Annotated in this window: 13 protein-coding genes; 11 read left to right on the forward strand and 2 right to left on the reverse strand. The window is 55.5% G+C overall.

Features of this window, described 5'->3' with window-relative positions:
- The first annotated feature begins 3 nt into the window (after nt 1-3).
- The 11 genes from pmbA (at nt 4) to OGV83_RS19690 (ending at nt 9,536) form a co-directional block, all read left to right on the forward strand.
- Complete coding sequence (gene pmbA / locus OGV83_RS19640; RefSeq protein ID WP_047459405.1) at nt 4-1,356, forward strand: metalloprotease PmbA; 1,353 nt, start codon at nt 4-6, stop codon at nt 1,354-1,356.
- 44 nt (nt 1,357-1,400) lie between these two features.
- Nucleotides 1,401-1,787, forward strand: coding sequence for a cytochrome b562 (gene cybC / locus OGV83_RS19645; RefSeq protein WP_115615198.1), 387 nt, complete (start codon nt 1,401-1,403; stop codon nt 1,785-1,787).
- Between the two features lie 331 nt (nt 1,788-2,118).
- A complete protein-coding gene (locus OGV83_RS19650) occupies nt 2,119-2,439 on the forward strand; it encodes a glycine dehydrogenase (protein WP_012134369.1) in 321 nt (106 codons plus the stop codon).
- Nucleotides 2,440-2,449: 10 nt separating this feature from the next.
- Complete coding sequence (locus tag OGV83_RS19655) at nt 2,450-2,812, forward strand: SFCGS family glycine-rich protein (protein ID WP_012134368.1); 363 nt, start codon at nt 2,450-2,452, stop codon at nt 2,810-2,812.
- A 2-nt stretch (nt 2,813-2,814) separates the two neighbouring features.
- Nucleotides 2,815-3,114: a DUF4312 family protein gene (locus OGV83_RS19660; protein ID WP_012134367.1), complete on the forward strand. Its 300-nt coding sequence runs from the start codon at nt 2,815-2,817 to the stop codon at nt 3,112-3,114.
- Between the two features lie 22 nt (nt 3,115-3,136).
- Nucleotides 3,137-3,913: a DUF4311 domain-containing protein gene (locus OGV83_RS19665; protein ID WP_012134366.1), complete on the forward strand. Its 777-nt coding sequence runs from the start codon at nt 3,137-3,139 to the stop codon at nt 3,911-3,913.
- 14 nt (nt 3,914-3,927) lie between these two features.
- Nucleotides 3,928-4,572, forward strand: coding sequence for a DUF4310 family protein (locus OGV83_RS19670; protein WP_012134365.1), 645 nt, complete (start codon nt 3,928-3,930; stop codon nt 4,570-4,572).
- A 58-nt stretch (nt 4,573-4,630) separates the two neighbouring features.
- Entirely contained in the window at nt 4,631-5,764 is a 1,134-nt protein-coding gene (locus OGV83_RS19675) for an amidohydrolase/deacetylase family metallohydrolase (RefSeq protein WP_286464400.1), read from the forward strand.
- Nucleotides 5,748-6,866, forward strand: a complete 1,119-nt coding sequence (locus OGV83_RS19680) for a DgaE family pyridoxal phosphate-dependent ammonia lyase (protein ID WP_024130774.1) — start codon at nt 5,748-5,750, stop codon at nt 6,864-6,866. Before OGV83_RS19675 ends, OGV83_RS19680 begins: the two co-directional genes overlap by 17 nt.
- Nucleotides 6,863-7,603: a 2-dehydro-3-deoxy-phosphogluconate aldolase gene (gene dagF, locus OGV83_RS19685; RefSeq protein WP_047459393.1), complete on the forward strand. Its 741-nt coding sequence runs from the start codon at nt 6,863-6,865 to the stop codon at nt 7,601-7,603. Before OGV83_RS19680 ends, dagF begins: the two co-directional genes overlap by 4 nt.
- Nucleotides 7,604-7,625: 22 nt before the next feature.
- Nucleotides 7,626-9,536: a BglG family transcription antiterminator gene (locus OGV83_RS19690; RefSeq protein ID WP_214143854.1), complete on the forward strand. Its 1,911-nt coding sequence runs from the start codon at nt 7,626-7,628 to the stop codon at nt 9,534-9,536.
- Nucleotides 9,537-9,633: 97 nt separating this feature from the next.
- Here OGV83_RS19690 and nrdG read toward each other — a convergent pair whose 3' ends face one another.
- Together nrdG and nrdD are read right to left on the reverse strand one after the other, a co-directional pair.
- Entirely contained in the window at nt 9,634-10,098 is a 465-nt protein-coding gene (nrdG, locus tag OGV83_RS19695; protein WP_115182060.1) for an anaerobic ribonucleoside-triphosphate reductase-activating protein, read from the reverse strand.
- A 217-nt stretch (nt 10,099-10,315) separates the two neighbouring features.
- Nucleotides 10,316-12,454: an anaerobic ribonucleoside-triphosphate reductase gene (gene nrdD / locus OGV83_RS19700; protein ID WP_047459384.1), complete on the reverse strand. Its 2,139-nt coding sequence runs from the start codon at nt 12,452-12,454 to the stop codon at nt 10,316-10,318.
- Nucleotides 12,455-12,601 lie beyond the last annotated feature (147 nt).

The following is a 12,601-nucleotide window of genomic DNA, read 5'->3' on the forward strand; positions in this document are numbered from 1 at the left end:
AGTATGGCATTTGCGATGAAAGTAATCTCACAAGTTGAAGCGCAGCGTAAGATTCTGGAAGAAGCGGTCTCGACAGCCCTGGAGCTCGCCTCAGGCAAATCAGACGGCGCGGAAGTCTCTGTCAGCAAGACCACCGGCATCAGCGTCAGCACCCGTTATGGTGAAGTGGAGAACGTAGAATTTAATAGTGACGGCGCGCTGGGGATCACCGTTTATCACCAGAACCGTAAAGGCAGCGCGTCATCCACCGATTTAAGCCCGCAGGCGATTGCCCGTACCGTACAGGCGGCGCTGGATATTGCTCGCTATACCTCGCCGGACCCGTGCGCGGGCGTGGCAGATAAAGATCTGCTGGCCTTTGAGGCGCCGGATCTCGACCTGTTCCACCCGGCGGAAGTGACCCCGGATGAAGCCATTGATCTGGCTGCTCGCGCGGAGCAGGCGTCGTTACAGGCGGATAAACGTATTACCAATACCGAAGGCGGCAGCTTTAACAGCCATTACGGCATCAAAGTGTTCGGCAACAGCCACGGCATGTTGCAGGGGTACTGCTCCACGCGCCATTCGCTCTCAAGCTGTGTCATCGCCGAAGAAAAGGGCGACATGGAGCGTGATTACGCCTACACCATTGGCCGCGCGTTAGGCGATCTGCAAACGCCTGAATGGGTGGGCGCCGAGTGCGCGCGCCGTACGTTATCTCGCCTGGCGCCGCGCAAACTCTCGACCATGAAAGCGCCGGTGATTTTCGCGAATGAAGTGGCGACCGGGTTGTTTGGCCATCTGGTCGGCGCGATTGCGGGCGGCTCGGTATACCGTAAATCGACCTTCCTGCTCGACTCGCTGGGTAAACAAATTCTGCCGGAATGGCTGACCATCGAAGAACACCCGCATCTGCTGAAAGGGCTGGCCTCTTCGCCGTTCGACAGCGAAGGTGTGCGCACAGAGCGTCGCGACATTGTGAAAGACGGCGTGCTGACCCAGTGGCTGCTGACCAACTATTCCGCGCGCAAACTGGGGCTGAAAAGCACCGGGCACGCGGGCGGCATCCATAACTGGCGCATTGCCGGGCAGGGGCTGAGCTTTGAACAACTGCTCAAAGAGATGGGCACCGGTCTGGTCGTCACCGAACTCATGGGCCAGGGAGTGAGCGGCATTACTGGCGACTACTCCCGTGGCGCGGCCGGTTTCTGGGTTGAGAACGGCGAGATCCAGTATCCGGTCAGCGAGATCACCATCGCCGGGAATTTAAAAGAGATGTGGCGCAATATCGTCACCGTGGGTAACGATATTGAAACGCGTAGCAATATACAGTGTGGTTCCGTGCTGTTACCGGAGATGAAAATCGCCGGGCAGTAGCACTCGTTTGTTTTCTTTTCATAATAAAAATGAGGAAGTGAGCAATGCGTAAAAACCTGTTAGCTGTTCTTGCCATATCATCCCTGGCGTTCAGTTCGGCGGTGTTTTCTGCCGATCTTGAAGACAATATGGACACGCTTAACGACAATCTGAAGGTGGTGGAAAAAACGGATAACGCGACCGAACTGAAAGACGCGTTAAGCAAAATGCGCGCCGCTGCGCTGGATGCGCAAAAAGGCACGCCGCCTAAGCTGGAAGATAAAGCCCCGGATAGCCCGGAGATGAAGGATTTTCGCCACGGTTTAGATACGCTGGTCGGTCAGATTGACGGCGCATTAAAACTGGCGAATGAAGGAAAAATCAAAGAGGCGCAAGCGGCGGCGGAAGCGTTTAAAACCACTCGCAACGCGTACCATAAGAAGTATCGTTAATAACGTGATGTAGGCCGGATAAGACGCATCGCGTCGTCATCCGGCATTTCCCCTGGGCCATAAGTAATCCCTATTCCCGTCACACTTTTTCACATTCGGCGATCGCGCGAATGTGCTTTTTCTCATCGGTTTTTCCGCCTTTCCTTGCGATGTATGTCACAGTTTTTCAGCGATAAATCGCCAAATCCCCCTTTTCTGTGGAACAGATCACTGTCGCCACTCGCCTTTCCACTTCGAAGTGGAAAACAACTCGCTACAAACTTTTAACCCCTGCCGTTAGTTTTAACCCAGAGCCATTAACGGGGTAAGACGAGTGAATAACGGAGCAGTAATGAACGACATGGGGGAGCAGGTGACGGAGATCGGTGAACTGGCTGATCGCATGCTGGCGCAGGTGTATGCCTTACTCAGCGAACATCACATCATTCCCAACGCCGTACAGGAACAAATGCTGACGTCTCATGTTCGCGCCATGGCGCACCGGTCAGTGACCGGCGAGCCTTTGCCGGAAGTGGATGCCAGTTTATTTGATGAAATTTCAGCCGAATCAATGGCACTTGCCCGCGACATCGTGGCGGCGTTTGGCAACCTTCCAGAGGAAGAAGCCTGGCTGCTGTCAGTACATTTCGAAGTCGCGAAAGACAACCTTTAAGGAGCAAAAAATGGAACAGATTACAGTCGTAATTGGCGATCGTCTGGGTAAGGGCCAGAAAGTGGCGGCAGGTGTGGAAAAAGCCGGTGGTCGTGCGGTGGTGGTGCCGGGCGTGGCGGCGGATATGAAGCTGGGCGACGTGATGAAAGCGGAAAACGCCACCTTTGGCATCTCTTTTTGCGGTAGCGGCGGTGCGGGCGCCATCACGGCGCAAAACAAGTATGGCTACAAAGCCAAATACGGGATGCGCTCTGTGGATGAAGGCGTCACGGCTATCAACGAAGGCTGCAACGTGCTGGGGTTCGGCTTTATGGATAAAGAAGAACTTGGCGAGCGTCTGGTTCAGGCGTGGCAGAAGAAATACGGCGCTTAAGTATGAAAGAACAATTCACCACTACGGTGAGAGTCACCGGTAAAGGCGAAGCCAAAGCGCGCGCCTTTGCCGATGCCCTGAACCACGTTCAGGGCGCGGTGATGAAAGCATCGCCGCATATTTTATTGCGTATTGAGCCACAGGATGTGCAGGTTGTTCAAGCGCGTGAAACGGTGCGCAAAGAAGCGTTTTTATTTGTCTTTTTGCGCCGGGAAAGACGCACCTACAGCGTGGAGCTGGAAGTGACCGTCAACGTGACTGCCATCAATCTCGACAAGGTGGACTTCGTCGCGCAACGCTGATTCTTTATTAAAAGGCATAAATATGTTCCTGATAATATTAATAAAATCGCTCATCATTGGTGGCCTGGTCGGCGTCGGTGTGGGCGCCGGGGCTGCACGCATGTTTCATGCGCCGACTACACAGGGTATGGGCGCGTTTCGTACATTGGGGGAACTGAACTCCTGTGAAGGGGACCCGGCTTCTCACTTCTCCTTCGGTCTGGGCTTCTTCTTCAACGCCTGGGCTTCATCCGTTGCGGCGGGTTCATTCACGCAGGATGTCGATCACCGCATCATCCCGAACTGGGGCGCGGCAGCGCTGATGATCAAAAACCGCAATGTCGGCGAGACGCTGCACGATCCGAAGAAAATGGCGATTGCCTGCGGCATCATCGGCATGATCGTCGTGACCTTCCTCAACCTTACCGCCTCTTCCGTACCGGAAGCGTTGCAGGTCACCGCCGTTAAGGTATTGGTGCCTGCGGCTAACCTGCTGGTGAATACCGTGATGCCGGTTATCTTCTGGCTGGCGGCGATCGACGCCGGGAAAAAATCAGGCTTCTGGGCCACCGTGTTTGGCGGCGCGGCGCAGCTGATCATGGGTAACGCCGTTCCGGGTCTGGTGCTGGGTATTCTGATCGGCAAAGGCGTTGAAGAGAGCGGCTGGAACCACGTCACCAAAGTGATGATGGTCGCCATTGTGGCGCTGTTTGTCCTGAGCGGCTTCTTCCGCGGCTTCGACATGAAGATGATCGAATCCTTCAATATGACCGTGCCGAACTGGCTCGAACTGATCCACGGCTCGCTCAGCGGCAAATAACGGAGGCCATCATAATGGAACAGAATAAAGGTTTTTGGTATGCCGACTGGTCGTTCCCGATCTTTGTAGGCTTGCTCTCATCCGGCGTTTTTGCCGGGACGCATATGTACTACCTGTACGGTATCGGCGCGTTTAACGAAGTGGCCTTTGTGGCAATGCTGAAAGCGGGGATGGACACTGGCGTTTACGGTGCGGTGGCTGCGTTTGGCGCAAGCTTCCTGTTTGCCCGCATTATCGAAGGGTCGCTGGTGGGGATTCTGGACATCGGCGGGGCGATCCAGACCGGCGTCGGTCTTGGGGTTCCGGCGCTGCTGCTGGGCGCAGGGATCGTTTTCCCGGTCGCTAACTTTGTCGCCTCGTTAATCACCGGTCTGGTGATTGGTCTGGCAATTGGCTACGTCATCATTCTGGCGCGTAAGTTCACCATCAATCAGAGCGACTCCACCTACGGGGCGGACGTGATGATGGGGGCGGGTAATGCGTCAGGCCGCTTCCTGGGGCCGCTGATCATCCTCAGCGCGATGACCGCCTCGATTCCAATCGGCGTGGGTTCTTTGCTGGGGGCGTTGCTGTTCTATCTCTGGCAGAAGCCGATCACCGGCGGCGCGATCCTCGGCGCCATGATTTTAGGTTCGATCTTCCCGATTGCCATTAGCTAACGGTTGATTTGTAGGCCGGATAAGGCGGTTACGCCGCCATCCGGCAAAGGAGAGAGTGATGTATGATTTACTCCTGCGCCGTGCGCGTCTGGTTGACGATACGGTGAGCGATATCGCCCTGAAGGACGGCAAAATTGCCGCGCTGGGCAATATCCAGCAACCGGCGGCGAAAACCGTCGATCTGCGCGGCGAGTATTACGTTAGCGCAGGGTGGATTGATTCCCACGTCCACTGCTATCCGAAATCCCCGATTTATCACGATGAGCCGGACAGCGTCGGTATTGCGACAGGCGTCACCACCGTTGTTGATGCGGGCAGTACCGGCGCAGACGACATTGATGATTTCTACACGCTGACCCGTGAAGCGGCCACTGAAGTTTATGCGTTGCTGAATATCTCCCGCGTAGGACTGATCGCACAAAACGAACTGGCGAATATGGCCAATGTCGATGCGGACGCCGTGAAACAGGCGGTGAAACGCCATCCGAATTTCATTGTGGGCCTGAAGGCGCGAATGAGCAGCAGCGTGGTGGGTGAAAACGGCATTACGCCGCTGGAATGCGCCAAAGAGATGCAGAAAGAGAACGGCGATCTGCCGTTGATGGTACACATCGGCAACAACCCGCCGGATCTGGATGAGATCGCTGAGCGTCTGACGGCGGGCGATATCATCACTCACTGCTATAACGGCAAACCTAATCGCATTCTGACGCCGGACGGTGAGCTGCGCGCGTCAATCACCCGGGCGCTACAGCGCGGCGTGCGCCTGGACGTTGGTCACGGCACTGCCAGCCTGAGCTTTGCGGTCGCGCAGCGCGCGATTAGCTTAGGCATTTTGCCGCACACCATCAGCTCGGATATCTACTGTCGTAACCGCATCAATGGCCCGGTTTATTCGCTTGCCAACGTGATGTCGAAATTCCTCGCCATCGGCATGACGCTGCCGCAGGTCATCGACTGTGTGACGGCAAATGCTGCTGATGGCCTGAACCTGAAAAGCAAAGGCCGCCTTGAGCCAGGTCTGGACGCCGACTTGACCCTCTTTACGCTCAGGCGTCAGCCAACCGTGCTGGTGGACGCTGAAAACGACAGCTTACAGGCTGAAAAATTGCTGGTGCCGCTTGCCGCCATCCGTGCGGGTAAGGGCTATGTAACCGAACAAGGGAGTGCTGAACGTGACTTCGATTTATGAAAAATACAATCTGAAACAAGTGATTAATACATCAGGGCGTATGACCGCGCTCGGTGTTTCCACCCCGCGCCCGGAAGTGGTGCAGGCGGCAATGGATGGCATGAACCAGTACTTTGAGATGAAAGATCTGGTCAATAAAACCGGGGAGTACATTGCAAAACTGCTGGATGTGGAAGGGGCGACGGTCGTCTCCTGCGCCTCGGCGGGGATTGCCCAGTCGGTAGCGGCGGTACTGGTTCAGGACAGCGACTGGCTGCTGGAAAACCTGCATGTTACTCCGATCGAGAATAACGAAATTGTATTGCCGAAAGGGCACAACGTTAACTTTGGCGCGCCGGTTGGCACGATGGTGGCGCTGGGCGGCGGTAAGTTGGTCGAAGCCGGTTATGCCAACGAATGTTCCGCAGCGCAGCTTGCGGCGGCGATCACTCCGCGCACGGCGGCGATCCTCTATATCAAATCTCACCACTGCGTGCAGAAAAGCATGCTCAGCGTAGAGCAGGCGGCGGTAGTCGCGCGCACGCACAATTTACCGTTGATTGTGGATGCGGCGGCAGAAGAGGATTTGCAGTGTTACTACCGCGTCGGCGCGGATCTGGTGATCTACAGCGGCGCGAAAGCGATTGAAGGGCCGACCAGCGGTCTGGTGCTCGGTAAAACTCAGTACGTCGAGTGGGTGAAACGCCAGACGGCGGGCATTGGCCGCGCCATGAAAGTCGGTAAAGAGGGCATCCTCGGGCTGACCTGCGCCATCGAACTCTACCTGAACGCGCAGAAAGAGAGCGGTGCGGAGATGGTCGAAAAAATGACGCCGTTTATTGATGCGCTGAATGCGCTTAATGGCGTGAGCGCCCGCGTGGTGTGGGACAGCGCCGGACGCGATATCGCGAGAACGGAAATTAAGTTCGATGAGGCCGTGACCGGCATTGCCACCGGCGATCTGGTGGAAGCCCTCAAACAGGGTGAGTACGCCATCTATTTCCGTGGCTACAAAGCTAACGAAGGCATTATTGAGGCGGATGTCCGCAGCGTAAATCAGGCGCAACTGGAGATTGTGGCACGCCGTATTCGCGACGTGATTAATCAGGAGAAAAAAGCATGAAACTGACCCCTAACTTTTACCGTGACCGCGTTTGTCTGAACGTTCTGGCGGGTTCCAAAGAGAACGCCCGTGAGATTTATGCGGCGGCGGAAGGCCATGTGCTGGTCGGCGTGCTCTCCAAAAATTACCCGGATGTCGACAGCGCGGTGGCGGATATGCGCGAATACGCGGCGCTTATCGACAATGCCCTCTCTGTTGGCCTGGGGGCTGGCGATCCGAATCAGTCAGCGATGGTGAGCGAAATCTCTCGTCAGGTGCAGCCGCAGCACGTTAATCAGGTCTTTACCGGCGTGGCGACCAGCCGCGCGCTGCTGGGGCAGAGTGAAACGGTCGTTAACGGTCTGGTCTCCCCGACGGGGACGCCGGGCAGAGTGAAAATTTCTACCGGCCCGCTGAGCAGCAAAACGCCGGACGGCATTGTTCCCGTTGAGACGGCGATTGCCCTGCTGAAAGACATGGGCGGCAGCTCGATTAAATACTTCCCGATGGGCGGCCTGAAATGCCGTGATGAGTACAAAGCGGTAGCGGAAGCCTGCGCCCGTCACGACTTCTGGCTGGAGCCGACTGGCGGTATCGATCTGGAAAACTTTGGCGAGATTTTGCAGATTGCGCTTGATGCTGGCGTCAGCAAAATCATTCCTCACATTTATAGTTCGATTATTGATAAGGTGAGTGGCAACACCCGTCCAGACGATGTGCGCCAGCTGTTGGCCATTACCCGGACGTGCGTAGGTTAATAGCAAGAGTGAGGTAAGTGACGTGCGATTCCCCAACCAACGTTTGGCACAGCTGTTTGATATGTTGCAAAACGAGACGCTGCCGCAGGATGAGCTGGCGCAGCGGTTGTCGGTTTCCACGCGCACCGTGCGGGCGGACATTACTGCGTTGAATGCGTTGCTGACGCAGTATGGCGCGCAGTTTGTTCTGAGCCGGGGCAACGGTTATCAGCTCCGAATTGACGATCCGACCCGCTATCAAACCCTGCGGGAGCAGCAGCCGAGTACGCTGCGCATCCCGCGAACCAGCCAGGAACGGGTGCACTATCTGGTGGTTCGTTTCCTGACGTCCGCTTTCTCGCTCAAACTGGAAGATCTGGCGGATGAGTGGTTCGTCAGCCGCGCGACGCTGCAAAACGATATGGCGGAAGTTCGCGAGTGGCTGCGCCGCTATCATCTGACGCTGGAAACCCGCCCGCGCCACGGCATGAAATTGTTCGGCAGCGAAATGGCGATCCGCGCGTGTCTGACCGATCTCCTGTGGACGCTGGCGCAGCAGGATCCGGCGAACCCGCTGATTGTGGAAGAAGCGCTTAACGCGGGCGTGCCGGAGCAATTGCAGCCGATTTTACAGGAAATATTTACCCGTTTTCGTATTCGTCTGACAGATGAAGGCGAGCTGTTTTTACGCCTGTATTGCGCCGTCGCGGTACGGCGCATCAGCGAAGGGTATCCGCTGTCGGAATTTACCACGGAAGAGGTGGAGGACAACGTCTGCTTCGCGGCGCGGGATATTGCGGCGGTGCTGCAACACCTGGCGGATAAACCGCTGTCGGCGTCTGAAGAGAACTGGCTGAAGGTACACATTGCCGCACGGCAGGTGCAGGAGATTGCTCCCAGCGCCATCAATGCCGATGACGATGAAGCGCTGGTTAACTATATCCTCCGTTTTATCAACACGCAGTACAACTATAACCTGTTGAATGACAAACAGTTACATGCCGACCTGCTCACCCACATCAAAACGATGATCACGCGGGTGCGCTATCAGATAATGATCCCCAATCCGCTACTGGAAAACATTAAGCAGCACTACCCTATGGCGTGGGATATGACGCTGGCGGCCGTGTCGGGTTGGGGAAAATACACGCCATATACCATCAGCGAAAACGAGATTGGTTTTCTGGTATTGCATATCGGCGTTGGGCTGGAGCGTAGTTACAACATCGGTTACCAACGGCAGCCTAAAATCCTGCTGGTATGTGACGCGGGAAATGCGATGGTACGCATGATCGAAGCGGTGCTGGCGCGGAAATATCCGCAGATTGAGATCGTGAGAACCCTGACTCTGCGTGACTATGAGCAGCGGGACAGCATTGCCGAAGATTTTGTCATCTCTACCGCGCGCGTCAGCGAAAAAGATAAGCCGGTGGTCATGATTGCGCCATTCCCTACCGACTACCAGCTGGAGCAGATCGGCAAGCTGGTGCTGGTGGACAGAACCCGCCCGTGGATGCTGAACAAATACTTCGACGCCGCCCACTTTCGCATTATCGACGGAACAATGGATCAGCAGACGCTGTTTAAGACATTGTGCGATCAGCTGCAAAGCGAGGGGTTTGTGGATGCGGAGTTTCTCGACTCGGTGGTTGAGCGTGAAGCCATTGTCAGCACAATGTTAGGCGACAGCATCGCCCTGCCGCACGCCCTGGGATTGCTGGCGAAGAAAACGGTGGTCTATACCGTGCTCGCGCCGCAGGGCATCGTCTGGGGAGATGAGACGGCGCACGTCATCTTTTTACTCGCCATCAGTAAAAGCGAGTACGAAGAAGCAATGGCGATCTACGATATTTTTGTCACTTTCCTGCGTGAGCGCGCCATGACGCGACTCTGCGCCAGCCAGAATTTTGCCGAGTTCAAAGCGGTAGCGATGGAGTGCGTGAGCCGTTTTTGAGAGGCGTTTTCCAGAAATGAATGTTAATGCAAATGTAATGCTATAACGCATTACATTTGTTTATCCTGAAGCAGAGAAACGGCGTTAAAGAGTGCGATCAACGTAAATGATGGACGACCTGGTTACTGCTGCCGCGCCAGATCAGCATCGGGTCTTTAAGATCCTGTACGAATTTACCGTCGACCAGCACGTTAATCAGATCCACAACCTGCATTTGCGCGGCGGTGAGTTCATCCAGCTTATAACCCGTCCATACCCAGATGTCTTTGCCGGGGCACTCTTCGCGAATGCGTCGCACCAGTTTCAGAATGTCCGGTACGTTTTGGGGATGCAGCGGATCGCCGCCAGACAGTGAGATCCCCTGGCGTTTAATCCGCGCGTCGTTCAGATCGTTAATGATCTGGTCTTCCATCTCTTTCGTAAACGGTTTACCCGAATTGAGCCGCCAGGTGCTTTTGTTGTAACACCCGGGGCATTCATGCACGCACCCGGAAACAAACAGAGTACAGCGCGTGCCGGGGCCGTTGACGATGTCGACGGGGTAGTACTGGTGAAAGTTCATTGTTTCCTCGTTGCATTTGGCGCTGTAGCGGCGTTGGCCGCTCTCACTTACCCAGGTCACTTACTTATGTAAGCTCCCTGGGATTCGTTCGTTTGCCGCCTTGCTACAACACCAACTGCTTAGAGGAAACTCATGAAATTGGAACTATAGCCAGCGGTTGTAGGCCGGATAAGGTGTTTACACCGCCATCCGGCATTTACGTATTGCAAACGGAGGATTAACCGATCTGCCCATTGCCTAAATGCTTAACGCGGCGCTTCACTTCTTCCTGCTTACCGGCGTTAAACGGACGCGCATCCGGGCTGCCTAAATAACCGCATACGCGGCGGGTGACTGAAACACGCGCGGCGTCGTGGTTACCGCATTTCGGGCAGGTAAACCCTTTGCTGGTGCACTCGAACTCGCCGGTAAAGCCGCACTCGTAACACTCATCGATTGGCGTGTTGGTTCCGTAATACGGCACGTGCTGATAGCTGTAATCCCAGACGTCTTCCAGCGCTTTCAGGTTGTGCTGAATGTTCGGGTATTCGCCGTAGCAAATGAAGCCACCGCTCGCCAGCGGCGGATACGGCGCTTCGAAATCGATTTTATCGTACGGGTTCACCTTCTTCTCCACGTCGAGGTGGAAGCTGTTGGTGTAGTAGCCTTTATCGGTCACGCCCGGCACGACGCCAAACTCAGCGGTATCCAGACGGCAGAAGCGGTCGCACAGGTTCTCGCTCGGCGTGCTGTACAGGCTGAAGCCATAGCCGGTTTCGTCTTTCCATTGATCCACCGCCTGACGCAGGCGTTCGACAATGGCGATACCTTTAGCGCGCAGCGCTTCGCTGTCGTACAGATGTTTGTCGCCAAACAGCGCGTTGATGGTTTCGTGAATACCGATATAGCCCAGCGAAATTGACGCGCGGCCATTTTTAAAAATCTCGGAAACGTCATCGTCAGCTTTCAGGCGGACACCACAGGCGCCTTCCATATAAAGGATTGGCGCAACGCGGGCTTTCACGCCTTCCAGACGGGCGATACGGGTCATCAGCGCCTTACGCGCCAGCACCAGGCGATCGTCCAGTAGCTTCCAGAACGTTGCTTCATTGCCACCGGCTTCCAGCGCGATACGCGGCAGGTTGAGGCTGATGACGCCCAGGTTGTTGCGGCCATCGTGAACCTGTTCGCCGTTCTCATTTTCCCAGACGCCGAGGAAGCTGCGACAGCCCATAGGCGTTTTGAACGAACCGGTCACTTTCACCACCTGATCGTAGTTCAGGATGTCTGGATACATGCGTTTGCTTGCGCACTCCAGCGCCAGCTGTTTGATGTCGTAGTTTGGATCGCCAAACTTGTGGTTCAGACCGTCGCGAATCGCAAACACCAGTTTCGGGAACACGGCGGTTTTACGGTTCTTACCCAGACCTGCGATACGGTTACGCAGGATGGATTGCTGAATCAGGCGCGATTCCCAGCTGGTGCCGAGGCCAAAACCAAAGGTGACGAACGGCGTCTGTCCGTTGGCGGTGTGCAGCGTATTCACTTCGTATTCCAGAGACTGGAAAGCGTCGTAGCACTCTTTCTCGGTACGGGCGTGCGCGTAGCCGTCAGCGTCCGGGATCTGCCACTCTTCGGCGGTCTTACGGTGTTTATTGAAGCTGGCGGTAACAAACGGCGCCAGCACTTCATCAATACGGTTGATGGTGGTGCCGCCATAAATATGGCTGGCGACCTGCGCGATGATTTGCGCGGTTACGGCCGTGGCGGTGGAGATGGATTTCGGCGGCTCGATTTCCGCATTCCCCATCTTAAAGCCCTGCGTCAGCATGCCTTTCAGATCGATCAGCATACAGTTGAACATCGGGAAGAACGGAGAATAGTCGAGATCGTGATAGTGAATGTCACCACGCTCGTGCGCCTGCACCACATCACGCGGCAGCAGATGCTGACGGGCGTAGTGTTTTGCCACGATACCGGCCAGCAGATCGCGCTGGGTCGGGATCACTTTACTGTCTTTGTTGGCGTTTTCGTTCAGCAGCGCGGAGTTAGTTTGCTCAACCAGGCCACGAATTTCCTGGTTCAGACGGCCACGTTTTTCACGTTGAATATCACGGTCATGGCGGTATTCAATGTAAGCGCGAGCGAGTTGTTTGTACGGCCCGGACATCAGCTGGTTCTCAACGGCTGTCTGGATCTCGTTGATATCAACCTGGCTGCGCTCATTCATCTGGTTACTAACGACTTCTGCGACGGTGGCGCAGTAATCTGCGTCATCGACTCCCGCTGCTTTAGCTGCACGCAGAATGGCTTCCTTGATGCGCTCTGATTTAAACGGCACTTTACAGCCATCTCGTTTCATCACATGCGGTGTCATGATCACTCCATATTTATAAGAACAGGTTATCCACAGAGGCTGAGGAAGTCTGCGTGGGTTTATTCATCTCTCTATCCAACGACTTCCCGCAATCCCGACCCACGTTATCCACAACATCACCGTTATGGCGTCGTGTTGTGTTTGTAG

It is taken from the genome of Citrobacter sp. CK189 (genome assembly GCF_030333505.1).
Taxonomy (GTDB): domain Bacteria; phylum Pseudomonadota; class Gammaproteobacteria; order Enterobacterales; family Enterobacteriaceae; genus Citrobacter_B; species Citrobacter_B koseri.

What these genes read in the sequence shown, in the direction of transcription:
- pmbA (WP_047459405.1), top strand. Translation starts at nt 4, where the DNA reads ATGGCATTTGCGATGAAAGTAATCTCACAAGTTGAAGCGCAGCGTAAG.
- cybC (WP_115615198.1), top strand. Translation starts at nt 1,401, where the DNA reads ATGCGTAAAAACCTGTTAGCTGTTCTTGCCATATCATCCCTGGCGTTC.
- OGV83_RS19650 (WP_012134369.1), top strand. Translation starts at nt 2,119, where the DNA reads ATGAACGACATGGGGGAGCAGGTGACGGAGATCGGTGAACTGGCTGAT.
- OGV83_RS19655 (WP_012134368.1), top strand. Translation starts at nt 2,450, where the DNA reads ATGGAACAGATTACAGTCGTAATTGGCGATCGTCTGGGTAAGGGCCAG.
- OGV83_RS19660 (WP_012134367.1), top strand. Translation starts at nt 2,815, where the DNA reads ATGAAAGAACAATTCACCACTACGGTGAGAGTCACCGGTAAAGGCGAA.
- OGV83_RS19665 (WP_012134366.1), top strand. Translation starts at nt 3,137, where the DNA reads ATGTTCCTGATAATATTAATAAAATCGCTCATCATTGGTGGCCTGGTC.
- OGV83_RS19670 (WP_012134365.1), top strand. Translation starts at nt 3,928, where the DNA reads ATGGAACAGAATAAAGGTTTTTGGTATGCCGACTGGTCGTTCCCGATC.
- OGV83_RS19675 (WP_286464400.1), top strand. Translation starts at nt 4,631, where the DNA reads ATGTATGATTTACTCCTGCGCCGTGCGCGTCTGGTTGACGATACGGTG.
- dagF (WP_047459393.1), top strand. Translation starts at nt 6,863, where the DNA reads ATGAAACTGACCCCTAACTTTTACCGTGACCGCGTTTGTCTGAACGTT.
- nrdG (WP_115182060.1), bottom strand. Translation starts at nt 10,098, where the DNA reads ATGAACTTTCACCAGTACTACCCCGTCGACATCGTCAACGGCCCCGGC.
- nrdD (WP_047459384.1), bottom strand. Translation starts at nt 12,454, where the DNA reads ATGACACCGCATGTGATGAAACGAGATGGCTGTAAAGTGCCGTTTAAA.